General features: G+C 29.5%; 18 protein-coding genes. 14 read left to right on the forward strand and 4 right to left on the reverse strand.

The features are described 5' to 3' along the window. Positions 1-246: 246 nt before the first annotated feature. The gene (locus ACQ3F0_RS19575) at positions 247-3672 is read left to right on the forward strand and encodes an NAD(P)-binding protein (protein WP_428867345.1); all 3426 of its coding nucleotides are present in this window, start codon (positions 247-249) and stop codon (positions 3670-3672) included. A 32-nt stretch (positions 3673-3704) separates the two neighbouring features. Here the strand turns inward: ACQ3F0_RS19575 and ACQ3F0_RS19580 are convergent, their stop codons facing one another. Then, positions 3705-4178: a hypothetical protein gene (locus ACQ3F0_RS19580; RefSeq protein WP_428867347.1), complete on the reverse strand. Its 474-nt coding sequence runs from the start codon at positions 4176-4178 to the stop codon at positions 3705-3707. A 71-nt stretch (positions 4179-4249) separates the two neighbouring features. Continuing rightward, positions 4250-4600, reverse strand: a complete 351-nt coding sequence (locus ACQ3F0_RS19585) for a hypothetical protein (protein ID WP_428867349.1) — start codon at positions 4598-4600, stop codon at positions 4250-4252. A gap of 424 nt (positions 4601-5024) precedes the next feature. On the opposite strand from ACQ3F0_RS19585, the gene ACQ3F0_RS19590 reads away from it, so the two are divergent. From ACQ3F0_RS19590 to ACQ3F0_RS19630, 9 genes are all read left to right on the forward strand, one after another. Then, positions 5025-6878: a glycosyltransferase gene (locus ACQ3F0_RS19590; RefSeq protein ID WP_428867350.1), complete on the forward strand. Its 1854-nt coding sequence runs from the start codon at positions 5025-5027 to the stop codon at positions 6876-6878. 146 nt (positions 6879-7024) lie between these two features. Further along, a complete protein-coding gene (lepB, locus tag ACQ3F0_RS19595) occupies positions 7025-7549 on the forward strand; it encodes a signal peptidase I (RefSeq protein ID WP_428867352.1) in 525 nt (174 codons plus the stop codon). A gap of 114 nt (positions 7550-7663) precedes the next feature. Then, positions 7664-7891: a small acid-soluble spore protein Tlp gene (tlp, locus tag ACQ3F0_RS19600; protein WP_428867354.1), complete on the forward strand. Its 228-nt coding sequence runs from the start codon at positions 7664-7666 to the stop codon at positions 7889-7891. 113 nt (positions 7892-8004) lie between these two features. Then, complete coding sequence (locus tag ACQ3F0_RS19605; RefSeq protein ID WP_428867356.1) at positions 8005-8604, forward strand: hypothetical protein; 600 nt, start codon at positions 8005-8007, stop codon at positions 8602-8604. Between the two features lie 265 nt (positions 8605-8869). Then, positions 8870-9064: a hypothetical protein gene (locus ACQ3F0_RS19610; RefSeq protein WP_428867358.1), complete on the forward strand. Its 195-nt coding sequence runs from the start codon at positions 8870-8872 to the stop codon at positions 9062-9064. Positions 9065-9169: 105 nt separating this feature from the next. Further along, a complete protein-coding gene (locus ACQ3F0_RS19615; protein ID WP_428867359.1) occupies positions 9170-9553 on the forward strand; it encodes a hypothetical protein in 384 nt (127 codons plus the stop codon). A gap of 42 nt (positions 9554-9595) precedes the next feature. Continuing rightward, positions 9596-10468 (forward strand): methionyl aminopeptidase, encoded by an 873-nt coding sequence (locus ACQ3F0_RS19620; RefSeq protein WP_428867361.1) that lies wholly within the window; start codon positions 9596-9598, stop codon positions 10466-10468. Between the two features lie 27 nt (positions 10469-10495). Beyond that, the gene (locus ACQ3F0_RS19625; RefSeq protein ID WP_428867362.1) at positions 10496-12007 is read left to right on the forward strand and encodes a tetratricopeptide repeat-containing diguanylate cyclase; all 1512 of its coding nucleotides are present in this window, start codon (positions 10496-10498) and stop codon (positions 12005-12007) included. A gap of 170 nt (positions 12008-12177) precedes the next feature. Beyond that, positions 12178-13140: a type II secretion system protein gene (locus tag ACQ3F0_RS19630; RefSeq protein WP_428867364.1), complete on the forward strand. Its 963-nt coding sequence runs from the start codon at positions 12178-12180 to the stop codon at positions 13138-13140. A 91-nt stretch (positions 13141-13231) separates the two neighbouring features. On the opposite strand, the gene ACQ3F0_RS19635 is transcribed toward ACQ3F0_RS19630, so the two are convergent. After that, positions 13232-14785, reverse strand: coding sequence for a response regulator (locus ACQ3F0_RS19635; RefSeq protein ID WP_428867365.1), 1554 nt, complete (start codon positions 14783-14785; stop codon positions 13232-13234). Between the two features lies 1 nt (position 14786). Further along, positions 14787-16559, reverse strand: a complete 1773-nt coding sequence (locus ACQ3F0_RS19640) for a sensor histidine kinase (RefSeq protein WP_428867367.1) — start codon at positions 16557-16559, stop codon at positions 14787-14789. Positions 16560-16841: 282 nt separating this feature from the next. Between ACQ3F0_RS19640 and ACQ3F0_RS19645 the strand changes: the two genes are divergently transcribed. The 4 genes from ACQ3F0_RS19645 to ACQ3F0_RS19660 all read left to right on the forward strand — a co-directional run bounded on the left by ACQ3F0_RS19645 (position 16842) and on the right by ACQ3F0_RS19660 (position 22190). After that, positions 16842-18161: an ABC transporter substrate-binding protein gene (locus ACQ3F0_RS19645; protein WP_428867368.1), complete on the forward strand. Its 1320-nt coding sequence runs from the start codon at positions 16842-16844 to the stop codon at positions 18159-18161. 69 nt (positions 18162-18230) lie between these two features. Next, positions 18231-19106 (forward strand): carbohydrate ABC transporter permease, encoded by an 876-nt coding sequence (locus tag ACQ3F0_RS19650; protein WP_428867370.1) that lies wholly within the window; start codon positions 18231-18233, stop codon positions 19104-19106. 14 nt (positions 19107-19120) lie between these two features. Beyond that, positions 19121-19969, forward strand: a complete 849-nt coding sequence (locus tag ACQ3F0_RS19655) for a carbohydrate ABC transporter permease (RefSeq protein ID WP_428867371.1) — start codon at positions 19121-19123, stop codon at positions 19967-19969. A 7-nt stretch (positions 19970-19976) separates the two neighbouring features. Continuing rightward, entirely contained in the window at positions 19977-22190 is a 2214-nt protein-coding gene (locus ACQ3F0_RS19660) for a glycoside hydrolase family 65 protein (RefSeq protein WP_428867373.1), read from the forward strand. Positions 22191-22337: the final 147 nt, after the last annotated feature.

The following is a 22337-nucleotide window of genomic DNA, read 5'->3' on the forward strand; positions in this document are numbered from 1 at the left end:
AATAAATTATCAAAATAGTTTGCCTGCTTGTAAGTTTAAGAAATGCAATAGTGCTTACTTGTTTGCAAAATTGCATCAAAAGGACGTGTTTTTGTAGATTGTTTAACAAAAGGCTTGAATATTTCAAGAGTATAACTTGGTATAAAAATTGCTATATATGGTAACGTATACTTTCTTCTAGATTAAGAGTAATTTAGAAGAATTTATTATTTTAACTATGAATATCATAGAAGTGAGGTTGGTAAAATGATTAAGTACACTGTAAATGGGAGAAGTTTTCAAGCTCCACAAGGTATAACAATAATGGAAGCACTTTTAAGTGAAAATATTGAAATACCTAGACTTTGCTATGATCCAAGACTACATGACCCAAATAGATCTTGCGGTTTATGCATTGTTAAATTAGAGAAAGAAGGCAAGATAGTTCGTTCTTGTGATACACCTTTAAGAGAAGGTATGGTAATAACTACAAACAGCAAAAGACTAAGAGAATATAGAAAAGTTAGAATGGAACAGCTCCTTTCTGATCATAATGCTGATTGTGTAGCTCCGTGTCAAAGTACATGCCCTGCAGGTATTGATATCCAAGGTTATTTAAAACATACAGCGAATGGTAACTTTTCAGCAGCACTAAAATTGATAAAAGAAAATAATCCATTTCCACTAATATGTGGTCGTGTTTGTCCACATCCTTGTGAGGCACAATGTCGTAGAAACTTAGTTGATGATGCTGTGAATATTAATGGAGTTAAAAGATTTGTTGCTGACTATGATCTTTATTCAGAGGAATCATATATACCCAAAGTAGCTGAATCTACTGGTAAAAAGATTGCTATAGTTGGAGGGGGACCGTCAGGTTTATCTGCTGCATATTACTCAGCTATTAAAGGACATGAAGTTACTGTCTTTGAGAAACGAGCTAAAATGGGTGGTATGACGAGATATGGTATTCCAGATTATAGACTTCCACAAGATGTTTTAGATAAAGAGATAGAATTTATAGAAAAATTGGGAGTAACATTATTAAACAATAAAGCACTTGGTATTAATATAAGACTTGAAAACTTGCAAAAAGAATTTGATGCAGTTTATCTGGCAGTTGGTTCTTGGCAAGCATCATCTATGAGAGTAGAAGGAGAGCAACTTCCAGGTGTTTGGAAAGGTATAGAGTACCTTGAGCAAATAGCTAAGGGTAAAAATATTAATTTAGGTGATAATGTTATTGTTGTTGGTGGTGGAAATACTGCAGTAGACTGTGCACGTACTGCACTTAGAAAAGGTGCTGGTAAAGTTTCCATAGTATATAGAAGATCACAAGCAGAAATGCCAGCAGAATCTTACGAGATTGAAGAAGCAATCAAAGAAGGAATCAATATGGTTCTTTTAACTGCACCTGTAGGATTTGAATCAGATGATTGTGGCAAATTAACTGGTATAAAATGTTCTAAAATGGAACTAGGAGAAGCGGATTTATCAGGAAGAAGAAGGGCTGTTTTAGTAGAAGGTAGTGAACATATTATTGAAGCTACTGCAGTAATAGGTGCAATTGGACAGAAAACAGATACAGCTTATCTATGGAATGATTTGCCTCTTAAACTAAACAAATGGGGTGATATAGAAGTTAACGGTAAAACTATGGAAACTTCTGAAGAAAAAATATTTGCTGGAGGAGACTGTGTTACTGGACCAGCCACAGTAGTACAAGCAGTAGCAGCAGGAAAGCAAGCTGCTGAATCTATGGCTCAGTATTTGATTTGTGGTTATGCTCCAGAACAAAAGGAAGATTATTCTTGCAGTAGAGGTACTTTTGAAGATTTACCTAGATATGAATTTGCTAACTTACCTAAATTGGGTAGAGCTAGTAGCGAAGAAATTCCAGTAGATAAAGCAATTTCAGGATTTGATGAAGTAGCATTTAGTATTACAGCTGAAGAAGCAATGGAAGAAGCAAAAAGATGTTTAGAATGTGGATGTAATGAAAGACATGATTGTCAGCTTAGAAAAGAAGCAACTATGCTGGAAGTATCCCATGATAAAGAATATTTAATAGCTAGAAGATACCCTATTACAGAGGATCATCCTTTCATAGTAAGGGATACAAGCAAATGTATTTCATGTGGAAAATGTGTTGCTGCATGTAATGAAATTGAAGGACCAGGAGTATTGGGATTCTATTTAAAACAGGGAAAACTTTGTGTAGGTACAAAAAGCGGGAAACCATTATCAGATACGGCGTGTGTATCTTGTGGTCAATGTGTAGTAGCTTGCCCTTGTGGAGCTTTAGATTATAAAAGAGCAAGTTATAGAGTATTCAAAGAATTAAATAAAAAAGAAAAGAAAACTGTTGCATTTGTTGCTCCAGCAGTTCGTTCATTGATATGTTCTCATTATGGATTAGAGCCAAAAGATGCATCACCATTTATTGCAGGGATGCTTAAAAAGTTAGGTTTTGATAAAGTTTTTGATTTTACTTTTGCAGCAGACCTTACTATAGTAGAGGAAACAACAGAATTCTTAGGAAGATTGCAAGGCGGAGTTCTACCACAATTTACTTCATGCTGTCCTGGATGGGTAAATTTTGTAGAAAAGCGCTATCCAGAATTGATTCCTAATCTGTCAAGTTGTAAATCACCTCAACAAATGATGGGAGCTACTGTTAAAAATCATTTACCTTTATGGCTGAATGATGGAACTACTAAAGAAGATATCTTTGTTGTATCGGTAGTACCATGTATGTCTAAAAAAGGTGAAGCGGCTAGAGAAGAATTTGAAGTGAATGGAATTAAGGATGTTGACGAAGTTCTTACATCTGTAGAACTTATTGAAATGATGGAACAAAATCATTATGACGCTTCTGATGTTGAAAAAATGGATTTTGATAAACCGTACGAACAAGTATCAGGAGCTGGAATTTTATTTGGTGCATCAGGTGGAGTTGCTGAAGCTGCACTAAGAATGGCTGCTTCAAAACTACGCTCAGAAGGTGAAGAAAGTAAGTTAGAATTTAATGAAGTTAGAGGGCTTGAAGGTATCAAAACAGTGTCTGTAGAATTAGATGGAAAAGTATTTAAAGTAGCAGTTGTAAGTGGACTAAAAAATGCAGAACCAATAATAAATAATATTATTAGAGGCGGTAGGTCAGAATATGATTTAATTGAAATAATGGCATGTCCAGGAGGATGTGTTTCAGGAGCAGGTCATCCAGTACCAAAGACTCAAGGAGTTATAGCAGAAAGACAAAATGTATTGGTGGAAATTGATAAGAATAGTAAAGTTAGACGTAGTGAAGAGAATCCTGATATTCTAAGACTTTATGATGATTTCTATGGAGATGCAAACTCAAAGAGAGCACATGAATTACTGCATACACACTATACAAATAGAATGACTGACTTATGTAGTAAAAATATTGATTATGCTGAATCAGTATGGGCTACTAAAACAATAGAAGTATGTGTAGATAAAAACTGCTATGAAAAAGGTTCACATGATTTAATAGAAAAAATAAATGAAAAGATAAAAAAATTAAAACTTGAGAATCACTTTAGAGTGAAACCTGTAATACTTACTGGACATTCTAAAACAGAAGGTATATTTGTATCTGTAGATGGTAAAAAAGTTAACTATAAAGAAATTGAAGATATTGAAAGTTGGCTTTTAAAAGAAAGTTAAAAAAGGGGCTGTTTCGTACAGTCCCTTTATAATTAACAGTAACACTTATCATCTTTACATGGAGAAGTGTAGTTAGCAACAACATAAGCAGTTAAATTAAGTGGATCACATGCATTTGTTTTAGGAAGAATAAATGATACTTTACGTCTTAGTGTACCACAATATTTATCACAGCAAGAACAGCAATCTTTATGAAGTATTGTAGTGAAAGTTTTAAAATCAACTATTTTTCCACAATGATCACACAGCAAAACACTAATAGAAACTTCTTTGTTAAAACAAACATTATTTAAAGTAACTCTTACTTTTAATAATCTGCTTGTACATTTATTCAAGTTAATTGGTCTTGTATTAACAGTTTTACAAAATTCACAAGGACAATAACAAATTTTTTTTGAAGTCATGCAATCTGACCTTTTGTTGTAGTCACAGGAGTTATCACAATCACACTTTTTACCAAAGAAAGAATTATACAAAAAGTTTTCGTTATTAAATTTATCTATCATATGCTCTCTCCTTTTTTATAATATAGGATTTATTATGAAGTTTTATGAAAATACTTCATAAGTACACGATTTTACTTCCATTCGTTTTCAAAATATTCATCTTCACAAATCAGTTTCGAATCAATACAATCTTCATAGTCCATGATATATTTTTTATTAATAGGAGTTACATTATTTTGATTGATATCATATTCGATGTCTAAATCATTAGTTTCATTTATCTCACAGTCAATATCATGAAAATCAATATTATTATCGTATTCAATATCAAAAGATTGATTTGAGTTTGTATCAAGAGAAGCATTAGTATTTTCATATAATTGTGTTTTGTTTTTGATATTAGTTAGTGAATCAGATTGAATAGTGTAATTTTTATCTTTATTAGTACAGTTATTAATGTAGTTAAAACTGTTATTTTTCACAAAGTACAAAATGGTCAGAGTGAACACTTTGTCAAAATGTTTTAGCTACATAAAGAACTTTTAAGTGAATATCTCCATAAATAGCTAGTTTTTTTCTTAGACGTTTCTAAAATATTATTTAAAATACTGATTTATATATAGACAAACTAGCTTAACATCAAATTTATATAAATTTCAAATCAACTAAAGAATGAGATTATATAGATTTAATTTACATAGAATTTATCTCTATATAAGTATTTTATGATTTAATTTATTACTATGTTACATATAGTAGCCATTTATGAATAAAAAATTTAGAAACAGATATAAAAATATTACTAAGTAAAGAAAGATTAATAATTCTAATACATTTCATTGTTAATATAAATATGGTATTATTAAAGTTAGAATAATGGGAAAAATTCTAGAAATGGGGGTACATATGGGGAATATTTATGATTTTACGAAATTAGATATGAGAAGTATAATGTTCATAGGAGTTTTATTATGGCTGATAATTTTATACATACTCTCTAAATCTACAAGAAAAACACATAAACTGTTTATTTTTACAGTTATAATTATTCAGCTTGTATATTTAGTGTGGAGAACTGTCTACACTATACCCGTGAGTTTTGGCATAGTGAGTTTTTTTATCGGTATAATACTTTTATGTACAGAATGGTTAGTTTTTTTTCATGGTTTAATACAAAAGATTCTTTTGTTAAAAAATCACAAATTAGAGAAGAAAGAATTTGTGAATAAGGGAGATTTACCCAAAGTAGATATTATAATAACAACTTTTGACGAGCCTATAAAAATTTTAAAAAGAACTACAGCAGCATGTTTAAATATAAGGTATCCAAAGGAATTGATTAATATTTATTTATGTGACGATGGATTAAGAGAAGAAGTTAAAGAGCTTTCAAATGAATTAGGTGTTTCTTATATAAAAAGATTCAATAATAGAAATGCAAAAGCAGGTAATATTAATAATGCTTTAAATATCATTAAAGGAGATATGGTACTTTTATTAGATGCGGATATGGTTCCTAAAAATACAATTTTAGAAAAAACTATACCATATTTTGATGAAAAAGATGTTGGTTTTATACAAATTCCTAGAGAATTTTATGGGTTGAATCCATTTCAGTATAATTTGGGGTTGAAAAGTAGAACAGAATTTAAACATGATTCATTTGTTGAAGAAAAAGATAATGTTATTTTTTTAAGAAAAGCATTAGTTAGTATAGGTGGAATACCAAAAGGAACAATTGCAGACAATGTTGCAACAGGTATGCTTTTACAAGCAAAAGGATATAAAAGTATTTTTATAGATGAAGTTTTAGCAAAAGGTTTGGCAACGGAGAAATTTAGAGATTTAAAAAAGCAAAAGGATAGGCAATGTAGAGGGAATATTCAAGTATTTAAGAAATGGAATCCATTAACTCTCAAAGGATTATCATTTATACAAAAACTTACATATTTAGAAGCGTTTATCTTTTGGTTTTTTGGGATAAAGAAAATGAATTACATTATTATTCCATTACTCTATATTACTTTGGGAATAGGAGTTTTAGATGCAAGTTTAATTCAACTAATGCAATTTTGGGTGCCTAGTTTTATCGCTTCTTTACTATCTTATAAATTATTGTCTGATAAAAAAAGAACATTAAGATGGGATCACGTTTATCAAGTAGCAATTGCGCCTTATTTATTTATATCTGCATTAAAAGAATTATTATTTAAAAGTAAAACAAAATTTTATGTTATACCTAAAGGTCAAAAAAGTGAAAAAACTGAGTTTTCATGGAAATTAGCGATACCGCATATAATTTTATTAATGATAACTATATGTGGTTGGATTTTAGTTTCATTTAATATATCTCAAAGCAAAGAAAATGGAGTAGGATTACTTTGGGTATTTATAGTATGGTCAATCTATAATAGTATTTCAATTGTGTTAAGCATTTTAGTTTGTTTTGAAAAACCTAGATATAGAAGTATAGAAAGAATAAATACAAATGAGCAAGTTATATTGAAAATTGAAAGAGAAGAAACTCATATTTGTAATATTATCGATATATCTGAAGAAGGTTGCAGATTAATTTGTAGAAAATTTCATAACTACAACAAGTTAAATGACATGGAAGAAGTTGAAATAATGATTGAAAAAATAGGTAGTATCAGAGTAAAGGTTATGTGGATTAAAGATTCAGGAAATAATTTCACATATGGAGTGAAATTTACCAATATAGATGAGAACAAGCTTATAAAGTTATCCGCTTGTTATTAAAATCTATATAAGCAACATTTTAACATTAAGTATTTAAAAAAATGTGTAATTTAAACACCAGTAAAGAAAAAATCTTTTATGGTGTTTTTTATGTATATTTACATAAAGGTAGTAATTTTTCAAATTATTAAAAAGGAGATTATAGTATGAAACTTAAAGAGTTTTTGAAAGATTGGATAATTCCGATTTTGTTTGTAGTGATTGTGGGCCATTTAATTAGGTCATTTGTTTGTTTTACTGTTCAAGTACCAACACCTTCTATGGATCCAACAATTAAACCAGGGGATAGAATATTTGTTACAAAAATTTATAATACTAATAAATTAAAAAGAGGGGATATAATATTTTTTAAATCTGATGAACGTCAAAATGAACTAATTAAAAGATTAATAGGGTTACCAGGTGAAGAGATTCTTATTGACAGATCAGGTACTATTTATGTTAACGGAGAATTATTAAATGAGTCGTATGTAGTTTATCCAGAAATAGTAACTCCTGAAAAGGAAGCTATTAGATTTAAAGTGCCTGAGGGTAATTATTTATTTTTAGGTGATAATAGAGCTAATTCAAGAGATAGCAGGTACTGGGACAACCCATATATTGAGGAAAGTAAATTACTTGGAAAAGCTAGGTTCATTCTTTTTCCATTCAAGAGATTTGGTAAATTTTAGTTGAAAAAAATCAATTTAATATTGAATAACAAATATCTATATAGACATAATAAAATATAGGTAGTTATAGTAATTAAGCTGCCTAAAATATAAATTAACAAAGGAGAGAGAATTATGAAACACAACAAAGATGACAGAAGAGATAATGTGGATAAAATTCAATATAATATTGATAAGACTATACAAAACTATCGTTTGGCTGAAGAAGCAATTGAAACTACAAGTGATGATAAAATGAAAAAAGAATTAGAAGCAAAAAATGATAGAAGAGAAGAAGCGCTTGAAGGTATGAAAAAAGAAATTAGAGATGAAGCAATAGCTAAACAGAATGGATATAAATAAGATGATATAAAATAGCCTTGGCTCAGGTCAACGCTATTTTTTTTGTGTTAAAGAAAATTTATGGTATTATAAATTATAGAAAAGTTTAGAGTATTTTAAAATGGGGTGGAATTTTGTTTAACAAAAGAAGCACAAATTCAATAGAATTTATGGAAGTATTATTAATGTTTATATTTATTATATTGTTAATAGGGAGTTTATTTTTTATTGGTAAAGAATTACAACCAAACACTACTATTTATAAAATATTAATGGGAAGCATTATACTAATTACAACTCTAATTACTTCATTAGTTGTTTTTCAATTTGTGAAAAGAAAATATATAGGGGTTCTCAAGGATGAAATTGAGGAGGAGTTAGGTAAGTATAAAATCAAAATAGAGGATAAGATTTTAACAACGAATAATCGAATATTTGGATTTGAGAAGACTTATTCAAAGCAATTAAAAAAAATCGTGAAAGACTATAATATAAAAGTGAAAGAGATTGAAAACATAAAAAGAGAGTTGAATATAAAATTGGCGGAAACTGATAGAAAAGCAGCTTACTTAGAAATTGAAATTTGTAAAGTAAAGCTTGATAATATTGTTGTTGGAGAAATCAATGATTCAAAAGGAAAAAAAGCCATCTATAACAGGATAATTAAACTAAATGAATTATATCCAGGTTTATGCGATGAAAAGTTTATTACTGGGATATATTCTAAATTATAAGGAAAGGATGGCAAAACATATGAAAATTAATTTGAAGATTTAGCTTTGCATGTATTAAAGAAAGTTTAATTTTTAACTTTTATTTAGCTAAAATAATGGGACAACTCTATGTAGGTGAGTGTGTCATTTCATTTTTGTTTATTTTACATAACTCATTAATGGTAAATGTTATAAAAAAAGTATCATTTATGATATAATGGTTATATTGTTGATTTAATTAACATAATTTGTTAATGATGAAAGTTATCGAGGGCAGGTGAAATAATTGAAACTCAAAAATGTGTCATTATTGATAATGATACTAACCAATGTAATGATTTGTTTTTTATTGGTAATAGCCGTTAGTACAAAAGAAGGAATGGAGAGATTTTTGTTCATAATTTTATTGGTGAGTATGTTTCTTACATCTAGTTTGGTAGGGTATGGGTGTGTAAAAAATAATAAAAGTGATAATGAGTAATTCATAAATAATATGTTTACAGATAATGAAGAATAGTATATGTTTAAATTAAGTTAACTTTATGAATTAGGAACTATTAAAACGATGAAGAAATGGAGAAAGATAATGTTAAAAAATAATTATAATTTTTTATTTGGATGTATAATTATATCCATAGGGATAATTATACATGGATACATAATTAAGCCCAATAATAGCAATTTATTCAATAGTGAAAGTCTAAATAAAAATATAACATTAAATAAAACAGTTTTTGGCTTAACAGATGCTGCTGAATATCTTAACATGGGTGAATCAGATGTAAAGGCAATAATAATTGCAGAATCTTCAAGATTGAATGAAACACATAGTTTTACAGGAGAAATGTTACCTTATTTTCAGGTAGACGAGAAGTACTATTTTTACAAAGAAGGATTAGATGCTTGGTTAGCAGATGTAACAATGGATAAGAGAAAATATAATACAACAAACTTTGAAATGGAACGTTAATAGTTATATTAATTATTTTAATTGGAAACAAGGAGAATGTATATGATTTTAAATAGAAATGATGATTGTTGGTGTGGTAGTGGTTTAAAATATAAGAAGTGCCATTTAGAATTTGATAAAAAATTAAAAAGATTAAAACAAATGGGTTATGAAATTCCAACAATAGAAATGATTAAGAATAATGAAGAAATTGAGGGAATAAGAAAAAGTGCTAAGATAAATAATGGCCTTTTAGATTTAATTAGTGAGAATATAAAAGAGGGCATGAGTACAGATGAAATAAATACATTAGCTCATGAGTACACAGTATCTCATGGGGGAATACCAGCTGATCTCAATTATAATGGTTTTCCAAAGAGTATTTGTACATCAATTAATGATGAGGTATGCCATGGAATACCTAGTAACGATATTATTCTTAAAACAGGAGATATCATAAATGTTGATGCAACCACTAAGTATAACGGATTTTTTTCTGATGCATCAAGAATGTTTGAGATAGGGAAAGTAAATGAAGATGCTAAGAGACTCATAGATATAACAAAAGAATGCTTATATAAGGGAATAGAAGCTATCAAACCGTGGGAGAGTTGTTTAGGCGATGTAGCTGCTGCAATTCAAGAACATGCAGAAAGTAATGGATACTCTGTAGTTAGAGAGTTTGCAGGTCATGGAGTTGGACTGAAGATTCATGAGCTACCCTTTGTGTTCCATTATGGAGAAAGAGGAACAGGAATGGTATTAGTTCCAGGTATGGTATTTACAATTGAACCTATGATAAATGGTGGAAATCACGAAATATTTATAGATGAAGATAATGGATGGACAGCTTTAACGCTAGATGGTTCACTTTCAGCACAGTGGGAACATACAATTCTTGTAACTGAAGATGGTATAGAAATAATATCAAAATAAGAATAATTGTTAAGGGGACATCTTAAAATGAAGTCTTTTAGTATAAACAAAAAATTTGATGAAATTTTACGTCATGAATATATAGATTTAGAAAAGACTCTTTTGAAATTGGAGCTTTTAAAAGAGTATACAAAAAATGAATGCTTAGGATACGAATTATTTAGACAAGCATTATATGCAAATTTAACAGAAGAATATGAGTATGCTATTGAAAAAGCTAAAGAAGCATTGAAAAAGGCTTACACTGAGAATAATGAATATTTAATAGTAAAAATAAATGTATTACTTGGGTTTATATATTGGAATAGAAAGAATTACGAAGCATGCTTTGATTACTATTTGACTGTATTGAAATATGAAAAAGATGCTAGAGTTTTAAATAATATGGGAGTTATCTACCATACTTTTGGGGATATTGATGAAGCTTATAAGTACTATGAAATGGCAAAGAAAGAATTCAATGATCCTTCGAACTTTAGACTAAAAGCAATTATTAGTACCAATCTATCAGAATGTGAATGTGAATTTGGAAACTTCAATAAAGCTGAGAAATTACTAGAAATTGCATTGGATATTAATTTACAATTAGGAAGTAAAGATGGAACTGCATATATATATAATGCATTTGGATTGTTAGAGATGAAAAAGCAAAATTATCAAAGGGCAATCGAATATTTTCAAAAGGGTGAAGATTTCTATAAAAATGAAAAGATTCTTATTTATTATCTAGATTTATTAAGAAATCATGCAAAAGCTCTTTATGAAATAAAAGAGTATGAAGAGACTAAATTAAAGATTAATGAGATTGAAAAGCTAAGAATCACATATAACTTTGGTTGTAGGAATCAAAATGAAGTAGAATTATTAGCAAAAATATATAATATAGAGGGCAAATATAAAGAAGCAAACACATTGTATAGGGAATATATTGAAATAGTTAAAAGAAATAAGCAAAAGAACAATAAGATTAGAGTAAAAAACTTAAGAAATAAAGTTGAATTATTTGAAGTAAAGAAAAAGATAAATACACTTGAAAAAATCTCAAAAACAGATGCTTTGACGGGTATAAAAAACAGACATTCTTTGAAAGATTATCGCAAAACAGTTTTAAGCAATGAGGGAATAAGATTAGAAACTGCAATTGTTATAATTGACGTAGATTATTACAAACAATATAACGATTTTTATGGACATGCTAAAGGAGATGAATGTCTTGTAAAAATAGTTGAGAAATTATCTAACAAACTTAATTCATGCGATAGTGAACTTTTTCGATATGGTGGAGATGAATTCTTGGTTATAATTCCAAATACAAACAAGAACAATGTTCTACAACTTTTAGAAAGTATAAGAAATGATATAGAATTCATGAGGATTGAAAATGTAAATTCAAAAGTTTCGGATTATGTTACATGTAGTTTTGGGGTAACAACTGTAAAAGAAATAAATGAATTGAATTACGAAGAAATATTTGCTTTAGCAGATAAGGCATTATATAACGCTAAGGCAGGAGGAAAAAATAGAATATCTTTTATTTGAAGCCCCTATATTATTTTAAATTATAGAGGGTTTTGCTTTTAGATTCTTAAAGAAGTTAAGAAATTGACACATGGTATTCCTTGTGATATTCTGAAAATATATGTAATTATTATACTATAATAGTAGTATGTTTGAATTTCAATATATTTTTATGAATAGGGGTGGAATAAATGTCATCTATTACCTTGAGGAATATCAAGAAGAATAAAGGGTTCACTCTAATTGAGCTAATCATAGTTATAGCTATATTGGGTATATTAGCTAGTATTGTAATTCCACGTTTTATTGGTATGATAGAGAAATCTAAGATTCAAACGGATAATGCAAATCTAAGAATACTGAACACAGCTACAATTGCTTATGGAGAAACTAAAACAATTACTAATAAAGATATTTTTGACGGTATAATGTTAGATGAAGAGAGAATTCAAGAATTGGTTTCTAAAGGACAATTGAGAGAGGTAATTAAAACTCAAAAGAAAGATACTGAATTTATTTGGGATATTAATAGTCAAAAATGGTTGTATGGTTTAGAAGAATCTATATCAAGTTCAGGACAAAGTTATATTTTAAATAATGCTAACCTTGATAATTTTAGAAAGGTAGGTACATGGTCTAGTAACGATGAGGGGTTTTATTCAAACTATGGACTTTTGTTCATAGATAATCCTAGAAATGAATATACAATTACAACTAAAGCTACTTTAGGCGAGGGTAATAATGGAGGATATGGGATTTTATTTGAGACATCACTTACAGATGATAATAAAGATACTGGATATGCCCTTCAATTTGATAGAGGAATTGGTAGTGGATCAATTATCATAAGACCAAGAATAAATGGAAAAGAAAAAGGGAGTATGTCTGGCTTTATTTTTGATAATAGTAATAGTTTTATTCCAGATAAGAATACTGTTGATGGCAAAGAGTGGTGGTCACAGACACACGATCTTAAAGTTCAAGTAGAAAATGTTTCTGGAGAGACGAATAAAAAACGTTTAAAAGTTTGGATTGGAGATAATCAATTAACCGATAATTTTGAATTTAATAGTGATTTGGAAGCAGAAAATAATTTTACTGGTTTTAGATCATGGCATATAGGAACAACTTATCATGAAATAAATATTAACTAGAACAATATTATTTAAAATGGGTTGTCTTTTAATTTATTAAGAGGCAACCCTTTTTGAGGAAACTATAAATTACACATAGTAATGGTTATTATTATTTATAGTTTTTTGGAGAAATACCTGTATATTTTGTAAATACACTGGTGAAATATGCAGGGTCTTTAATACCTACTAATGCACCTACTTCTGATACTAAATAGTTTTCATTCTTCAAGAGTTCTTTTGCTTTTTCAATTCGATATTTATTTAATACGGTAATAATAGAATCTCCTACTTGCTGCTTATATAAGCGGCTTAAGTAGCTACTATTAACGTGAAGATATCCTGCAATATCATCTAGTTTGATAGGTGAGTTGTAGTGTTCTTTAATATATGAATTAACTTTATGAACCAGGTAATTATAGTTTGAAGATGGAATATTCAATTTTACTATATCATCGTAAAATTGGATAAGCAGGGAATACAATTGGTTCAGTGATTTACAAACCAATATCCTTTCATTTATATTTTTTTCAATAGAATCTATACTATCTATATTAATATCTTTCTCCGAAATAGATCTACAGCAACGAGATATAGTTATGAGTACCTTAGTTTTTATTTGATTAAAGTCAGCTATTGAATGCTGATAATTCTTTAAAGTTTCACCTAGGTAGGACAGATAAGATGCTCTATCCTTGGAATAGATGTATTCTGTAAATTTACTTGCGGTTTTTAATGAATCTGGTAAAGAACTAGCAGATATTACATTAGGGTGAGATTCATAAATAGATACACTATTTTCATTTAATATATTGTTCAATGCATGAGAAGCTTCTTTATAGGAAGTTTTTAATTTGTTTTTATCAGTATGCTTGCTACTTATTCCAATGTTAACTTTAAAAGGTGTAAAGTTACTAATAGTAGATAACATCTGGTTACAGGTCTCAATCAATAGTTGTGAATTTTTACCGGTATTATCTTTAGGAAATCCAATAATGCAGAGAAGATAATTGGAATCTAGCCACACTGATACATTATTAAATTCTTGGAAGGATAAGTTGTAAAATTGCTTGATAGAGTTTTGGATTTTTTGAACTTCTTCAGGTTTTTGAAAACAACCAATTTCTGTTAATACAATATAGTAGTTATCATAATCTGTACCAAACATTTCCCAAAGTTGCTTATTTTGAATATAATTATTAGAGGGATCCAATAGAATATTTTTGATTAAAATGGGTTTTAATTTCTCCATATCTTGTGTTTCGTGTAGATTATTATTTGAAGTTTGATATTCATATATAATTTTTCTGGCTTTTTCTACAGCATCAGGCAATTCTTTGACAAACTGGGACTTAACTATATAGTCTATTACATTGTATTTAATTGCTTCTTGTGCGTAAGTAAAATCAGAAAAAGCAGAGAGAATAATTATTTGAGTATGAGGATAGTTATTATATATATTTTCACATAGTTCAAGACCGGACATAATAGGCATACGGATATCTGTTATTATTAAATCAACCTTGTTGTTTTTTAGAACTTCCAGAGCATCTAATCCGTTAGAACATTCTCCAATAATTGAACAATCTAATTTTCCCCAGTTGATTAGAGAGAGGATTCCTTGTCTTAAAATTATTTCATCTTCAACTATTAATACATTTATCATTTTATTTACTCTCCTTTTCGTGATTTGGAATTTCGGATTTTCTTGGAAACCTTATATACGCTTTTGTTCCTTTGTCTATAACACTGTCGTAGGTAATACCGTAACTCTCGCCAAAGAGAAGTTTAATACGTTTATTTGTATTATTTATCCCAATATTATGTCCTTTTTTAGAAGAAGAGTGAGTAGAATTGAAATTATCTTCTATTATAAATCCTTTTCCATTATCAGTTATTGTGAATAAAATATCGTTTCTATCATATGTAGCATTAATTGTAACTATACCATTTTCAATATTATCTTCTAAACCGTGGACTACGGCATTTTCAACAATGGGTTCTACACTTAATCTAGGTATATACAATTCATTTATATCTTCAGAATCTATCTGTATAGTGTATATTAGTTTATCTTGAAAACGAATATGTTGCAAATAGAGATACATTCTTATATACTCTAATTCATCTTTCACTTTGATGAAACTCGCGGCATTATTATATAAGCTTGCACTTAAGAGACCGTTTAAGGCGCTCACCATTTCATATAGTTCAGTCTGGTTATTTAATAATGCTTTTGTGCTGATTGTAGTTAAAGTATTGACTAAAAAATGTGGATTCATTTGTGATTGTAAAAGTTGGATTTCTGTGTCTTTCAGTAAAAGTTCACTTTTGTATACTTTTTCAATTAAAGTCTTTAACTCTGTGGTCATATTGTTGAAGGTACTACTTATATTGTTCAGTTCTTTATCTTTATATATTGGCATTTTGTAATCATAATTACGTAGACGAATTTGTTGTAAGTTAACCTCAAGATCTTTAATAAAGCGAGTATATGCGGTAACAACCATAAATGATATAACTAGAAATATCATTAAAAATGTTGCCATAATTGAGAAATATCGCAATATGGATACGAAGGTTTTATTTGTTATGATGCTTCTAGGCAGAGAAACAGTAATTTTGAATTTTGTGTCGGGAATTTCTCGAAAAACAAGAAGTTGAGTACTACCTTCAATAATTGTTTTATATCCATTTTGTATGATTGGAGCAGGGGTTAAGTCTACATTTGCATATTGGCTGTTTGTATTTATATATTCTGAAATAGGGCTAAAATAGATAAAATCTTCTTTATCTGTAATGTGGGCTGTGTAGTTTTCGGGTAATGTGAATAAAGGTTCAGCAAACTTTTTACTGTTGATTGCTATTATTAGTGTTAAATTTTTTGTAAAAGAAGTGTTTCCGATTCTGCGAATTAAAAAAGGGGTTTTATCTTTTGATAATACATAATGAGTTCCAAGAGGAAAATCTTTTGTTTGTTCATAAATGTTTTGTTGTAGTTTAGTAAGTTCATCTTGGCTCACGTGAAGTCTAGAAGTTATTGGAATACATTCATTATTTGCATAGATATATACAGTATCAATGAAACCAGACATCCATGCATCATTGAACATCATTTGAAATCTAATATCTGTTTGCATATTAGATATCAGAGTATAGTAGTTAGGGTTAGAACTATCGAAATCTAATTCACCCTTTGTCCATTTTCGTATATAGTCATTTGATAAAAATGTAAGTGAAGCATTATCCAATGAATGAAAATTAGATTTCATAGTTTTTTGAACATTACTAATTGAAAAATCTAAGTCATGATATGCATTTGTTTTTAAAGTATTGTAATATGTATAGAAAAAAAAGACTCCTGATATACATGATGCAGATATAACTAATATTATAAAGGATAATATAATCTTTCTTCGTATACTAAGATTTTTTTTCATAACTTTCCTCCGTTAGATTTATTAAAATTATATCAAAATATTTTGAATGAGTAAATTTTTTTACAAAAGCAGTAAAAAAAATAAAAGGAAGGTAAAAATATTATAATTTTTTAGTTCAAAATAATAGGTGAAAAGTATTGGGAAAAAGTAAATCAAAATAGCAAAAATTCAGGTCATAATATTACATTAACAAAATCACTAAAATTGATATAATTAATTTATGACAAACGTTTACGTAAACGAAATCAATGATAGAATAATTTAACTAAAGGAGAGAATTTGATGAAAAATAATATCAAAAAATTAGTAGTAGCTATTACTACATTAGTTATGGGGATTTCTTTAGTAGGGTGTGGAAGCAGTAAATCAAATGATAGTGCGGTTGCAGAAAATGATGGAGTAATTACAATCAAATACCCTACATTCAGAGTAGGTGTTCAATTATCAGCACAATCTGAAAATCAGTTAATTGAAGAATTTAATAAGAAATACGAAGGAAAATATAAATTAGAAGTTGAAGAATTACCAAGTGATCAATCTTATATAGATAAAATGAAAGTATTAGCTGCATCAAATGAGTTGCCAGATGTAGTAGAAGGAAAAGATGGTATCATTGAACTTGCTATAAAAAATGGTCAAGCTATTGATTTGACAGATTATGTAAACGCGGATCCGGAATATAAAGAAACAATAGGAAATGGAGCAATCGAAGCTAATACAAGAGATGGAAAATTATATTCTATTTCCAACGCAAAACAATTAATCGGTTACTTTTATAATAAAGAATTATTTAACCAGGTAGGAATAACTCCGGCTAAAACATGGGATGAGTTTATGTCCAATTGTGAAAAATTAAAAGCAGCAGGAATTACACCAATTTCGATGATGACAGGAGAAAACTGCTGGTCTACAAACCTTTTACTTGGAGCAATGATTGGTACAGCTAATGAAGATGGAAATAAATTAATGAAGACTAAATATCCTGAATCCTATGAAACTCCTGAAGTAGTAGAAGCTTTGAATAGAATGAAGACAATTTTAAAAGATTACACAACAAAAGATGCTCTTGGTGCTGGTTATGCAACGGCAGCGAACCATTTCTTACAAGGAAAAACAGCAATGATGCCTAATGGAACATGGATGGCAGTAGACTTTGGGGATACTGAAAAAGCAATAGAGGGAATGGCTGATAATGTTGGTGTTGCAATGTATCCAAATGATGGTCTATTTACACAATATGAAATTGGCTATGTTATATGTGCAAAAGATAAGGCACATCAAGAGGCTGCATTTGAATGGATTAAATTTAAGACAAATAGAGAAGCACAATTATTATATTTTAAGAACACAGGAACACTTCCAACATTTGAAAATCTAGTTGACACCCAAGAATTTCAAGATTACAAGCAGGTAAATCCAGTAGTAGCAGAGTTGGTAGAGCAAGCAAATAATGCAAAATATACATTTAACACAGTTGATAATATAAGTTACTCTAGTGTTATAGGTGAAATGAGTAAGTATTATCCAAGTTTAGCTATGGGTGACGTATCTGCAGAAGATATGGTGAAAGCTATGACAGAAGCGGTAGCAAGAAATAAATAGAAATTATTTTAATCAAGTTAAGGGAGCTGGATTTATCAGCTCCCTTAACCATAGAAAGGAGCACAACTCATGAAAGTTAAAAAGAGATGGATTGCGTTATTTGTCTTGCCATCAATTTGTTTATTTATATTAATATTCGGATTATCTATAGTTGTATTAGTTGGTTCATCATTTACTGACTGGTCCATTGGTTCTAAGATAAATTTTGTCGGTTTTAAAAACTATATTGATTTATTCAAAAATGACTCTGCATTCGTAAGAGCAGTATTTAACACACTTATTTGGGTTATATTACAGTCAACAATTCATGTAGCTATTGGTATTGCTGTTGCACTAATATTAGCTAGAAAAAAATGGTACTGGAAATTTGTCAGAACTGTGTATATGATTCCAAACATTATTTCTGCAGCAGCCCTTGGTATGATGTTCAAAATCTTATTTAATCCTGAATTTGGTGGAGTTAATACGTTAATTCATGCTATGGGTAATGAAAACTTTAATTTAAACTGGTTTATGGATAAGTCCTCGGCATTTTTTACTGTAACAATAACATGGCTTCCATTCGCAGCTACTGTAACAATTTTAGCATTAGCGGAGATTGCAGCCATTGATCAATCCATTTATGAAGCTGCAAAAGTGGATGGTTCAACAGAATTCCAGACTATTCGATTTGTAACACTTCCAATGCTTCGAAACATCATTGGTACTAGTGCTATACTAGCAGCAACTAGTATGTTTCAAAAATTAGATATTTTAATGATGACAACAAAGGGAGGACCATTAAATACTACCCTTAATATGCCAATGTACATATATAATACGGCGTTAACAAATAATGATTTTGCAAGAGCAAACACAGCAGGTGTTTATATGATTCTTATGGGATTAGTTACTGTTTTAGTTCTTAGCAAAATTTTCCGTATAGGTAAAACAGATGTTCAATAGGAGGTGTATAAAATATGAAAAATATAAATAAACTATGGAGTAAAAAAGCACTGAGTTCTACATTAATTGGTATCTTTATTATATTAATTTTAATAATCTCTGTTGGACCATTTTTATGGGTGTTTTCTTCTTCATTTAAAGAAAATATTGATATTGTTTCTGGAACTTTAGGATTTTCCAATGGTTTTAAACTAGAGAACTATAAAAGGGCATTCGAGATTGCACCCCTAGTAAAATTTTATTTTAACAGTATTGTTGTAGCACTTTTAGGTACAGGGCTTAATTTAATTTTAATGGCCATGGCAGCTTATGTAGTAGTACGTTTCCCATTCAAAGGAAGTAATACTATAAAGATGCTATTTACATCAGTATTATTTATACCGGGAGCATCTTTATTATATCCACTATACATGATAGTTAATAAGATTCATCTCTATGATAATATATTTGGATTAGTATTGGTATATGCAGGTCTTGGTATGGCAACTAGCTTTTTTATTATTATGAGTTACTATTTAACAGTGCCAAAAGAATTAGAAGAAGCTGCATACATTGATGGAGCAAGTTTCATTACCACATTCGTAAAAATAATATTACCAATTACAAAACCATGTTTCGCAACTGCAGGTGTATTACAGTTCTTAATGTGTTGGAATGAATTCCAGTTTGCGCTTGTTCTTACAACAGGTAATCAGTCAAGGACATTACCAATAGCCCTTTACTATTTTACAAGTCAATTTGCAAGTGATTATGGTGCAATGTTTGCAGCAACAGTTCTAGTTGCGCTACCAAGTGTTATTTTATATTGTTTATTACAGGAACAAGTGGTATCTGGTCTCGCAAGTGGTTCAGTAAAAGGATAGGTGACATATGAATAATTATTTAATTAGGGAAGAAAAATATGATCAATTGTTGAATAAAGCATATGAAGGAATGCTAGCTCAGGGAAATGGATATCTTTCTGTACGTGCTTCCTTTGAAGAAGGCATTGAAAATGCTCCACAAAATGAAATATATACAAGATCTATGAAAAGTGTAACTACAGAAAAACAGAGGAATACCATTTCTAAATATGGAACATTTGTCCCGACTATAATGGGGCACCATCCTTTGCTTAGAGATGTAATTATCAACTTACCATACTTCATGGATTTTAAAATATATTTAGATGGTAAAAAAATCGATATGATTAATAGTAATATATCTGAATATAATCGTTCTTTAAATATGAGAAATGGGGTATTAAAGAGAAGTTTTGTGATTTCAACAGAAAATGGTGCTATGATACGTATTGATATGGAACGTTTTGCAAGTATGGAAAGTAAGCATTTATTTGTACAGATGATTTCTTATGAGGTATTAGAAGGTAGTGCACTTATGGAAATAGAATCTGGTATAGATACAGATATTACAACAAATGGGTATGAACATTTTAAAGAATATCGTGCATTTGAAGCAACAGAATCTGGAATAAATGCTAAAGTTGTAACCGACTTAGATTTTGAAGTATATATGATTTCAAAAGTTACTTCGAATACAAAGGCAGACTGGGAAATCAAGAAGGAGCATAAAAAAATAGCATATTGTAGTAAAAGAGAAGTTCGAGCAGGAATGGCAGAGTGTTTTACAAAATTATCAGTTGTAACAACAAGTAGAGATTTTTATCAGAATTACGTTGAGCATGGTCAGAATATTTTACAAGAACAATCACATTTTACATACCAAGAGTTATTCTACAAGAATGAACAGAAATGGAAGGAAAAATGGTTGAATTGTGACGTTATCGTAAAAGGAAACGATGAGTTGCAAAAGGGAATTAGATTTTCTATTTATCATCTACTTAGAAGTAATCACGAAGATGACTATCGAGTACAGATTTGTGCGAAGGGATTTGCAGGAGAGGCATACTATGGACGGTATTTTTGGGATAGTGAAATATATTTACTTCCATTTTATATCTATACTAATCCAAAAGCAGCAAAAAATATGCTTTTATACCGCTATTATACATTAGATGGAGCAAGAAAAAATGCGGAACGCTATCATTCTAAAGGAGCAAGATATCCGTGGCAGTCTGGACTTACTGGTGAAGAACAATGTTCTCTTTGGGAATATGCAGATAATGAAGTACATATAACTGCTGATGTAGCATATGCAATTATGCATTATTATAATGCAACTAATGACTATGAATTCATGCGTGATTATGGTGTAGAGATATTACTGGAAACAGCTAGATTTTGGACGTGTAGAGTAGACAAGGATTTGAAAGGTAATTATCATTTATTAAATGTTATGGGACCAGATGAATATTCCCCAATGACAAGAGATAATGCATTCACAAATCGTATGGTTATGTATAATCTTAGTAGTGCAATAGAAATGGGGGCTAAGGTGAAGGAGAAAAGTCCTGAGGAATATGTGAAACTAATGGAGAAAATATCTTTTGAACCAGAAGAATTAGAAGAATTCAAAATAATTGCAGATAATATGACTTTACCATATGATGAAGAACGAGATTTGTATCTACAAAGTGCTGATTTTGAAGATTATGGTGAGATTGATATAAATGGCTTATGGAATGATCGTAATAAAGCATTTGGACATTTCGTAACACAAGAAAAAATATATCGTACGAAATGTATTAAGCAGGCTGATATTATTGCACTTATGACTCTTTTTCCAGAAGAATTCACTAATAAACAGGCAAAGATTGCATATGATTACTATATGCCACTGACAACTCATGATTCTTCTCTATCACCAGCAGGACATTCTTTTATTGCAAATAGAATTGGAAGAGAAGAAGATGTGCACCACTTTATGAAGCAGGCACTAGCTGTAGATTTATCCCTTCTAAAAAAAGGAACAGAAGAGGGAATCCATATTGCTAATTGTGGATGTATCTGGCAGTTGATCATTATGAGTTTTGCAGGAATGGAAAGTGGTAGAACGGCAGATGAATTTAAAATTACTCCAAATATGCCAAAGGACATTGAAGGACTTTCCTTTAAAGTATGGTTTAGAGGAGAACAGAAGATGATTAAAATATCCAATAACGGAAAAAGCATAATAATAGACTAAAAATAATAGAAAACCTTGATAGATACATAAAATATTTAAGTTTAATAAATAGGCTATAGGCAAAGAGACTTTGGCTATAGCCTATTTTTCAAAGAAAATATTCTAGAAAAAGTAGATTTAAAAGAGAAAGTTAATATAAATAAAGAG

It is taken from the genome of Clostridium sediminicola, from assembly GCF_050402865.1.
Classification (GTDB): domain Bacteria; phylum Bacillota; class Clostridia; order Clostridiales; family Clostridiaceae; genus Clostridium_AF; species Clostridium_AF sediminicola.

Coding starts and splice junctions, on each gene's coding strand:
- ACQ3F0_RS19580 (WP_428867347.1), bottom strand. CDS start 4,178: ATGATAGATAAATTTAATAACGAAAACTTTTTGTATAATTCTTTCTTT.
- ACQ3F0_RS19660 (WP_428867373.1), top strand. CDS start 19,977: ATGAATAATTATTTAATTAGGGAAGAAAAATATGATCAATTGTTGAAT.
- tlp (WP_428867354.1), top strand. CDS start 7,664: ATGAAACACAACAAAGATGACAGAAGAGATAATGTGGATAAAATTCAA.
- lepB (WP_428867352.1), top strand. CDS start 7,025: ATGAAACTTAAAGAGTTTTTGAAAGATTGGATAATTCCGATTTTGTTT.
- ACQ3F0_RS19590 (WP_428867350.1), top strand. CDS start 5,025: ATGGGGAATATTTATGATTTTACGAAATTAGATATGAGAAGTATAATG.
- ACQ3F0_RS19625 (WP_428867362.1), top strand. CDS start 10,496: ATGAAGTCTTTTAGTATAAACAAAAAATTTGATGAAATTTTACGTCAT.
- ACQ3F0_RS19645 (WP_428867368.1), top strand. CDS start 16,842: ATGAAAAATAATATCAAAAAATTAGTAGTAGCTATTACTACATTAGTT.
- ACQ3F0_RS19655 (WP_428867371.1), top strand. CDS start 19,121: ATGAAAAATATAAATAAACTATGGAGTAAAAAAGCACTGAGTTCTACA.
- ACQ3F0_RS19635 (WP_428867365.1), bottom strand. CDS start 14,785: ATGATAAATGTATTAATAGTTGAAGATGAAATAATTTTAAGACAAGGA.
- ACQ3F0_RS19615 (WP_428867359.1), top strand. CDS start 9,170: ATGTTAAAAAATAATTATAATTTTTTATTTGGATGTATAATTATATCC.
- ACQ3F0_RS19630 (WP_428867364.1), top strand. CDS start 12,178: ATGTCATCTATTACCTTGAGGAATATCAAGAAGAATAAAGGGTTCACT.
- ACQ3F0_RS19640 (WP_428867367.1), bottom strand. CDS start 16,559: ATGAAAAAAAATCTTAGTATACGAAGAAAGATTATATTATCCTTTATA.
- ACQ3F0_RS19575 (WP_428867345.1), top strand. CDS start 247: ATGATTAAGTACACTGTAAATGGGAGAAGTTTTCAAGCTCCACAAGGT.
- ACQ3F0_RS19620 (WP_428867361.1), top strand. CDS start 9,596: ATGATTTTAAATAGAAATGATGATTGTTGGTGTGGTAGTGGTTTAAAA.
- ACQ3F0_RS19650 (WP_428867370.1), top strand. CDS start 18,231: ATGAAAGTTAAAAAGAGATGGATTGCGTTATTTGTCTTGCCATCAATT.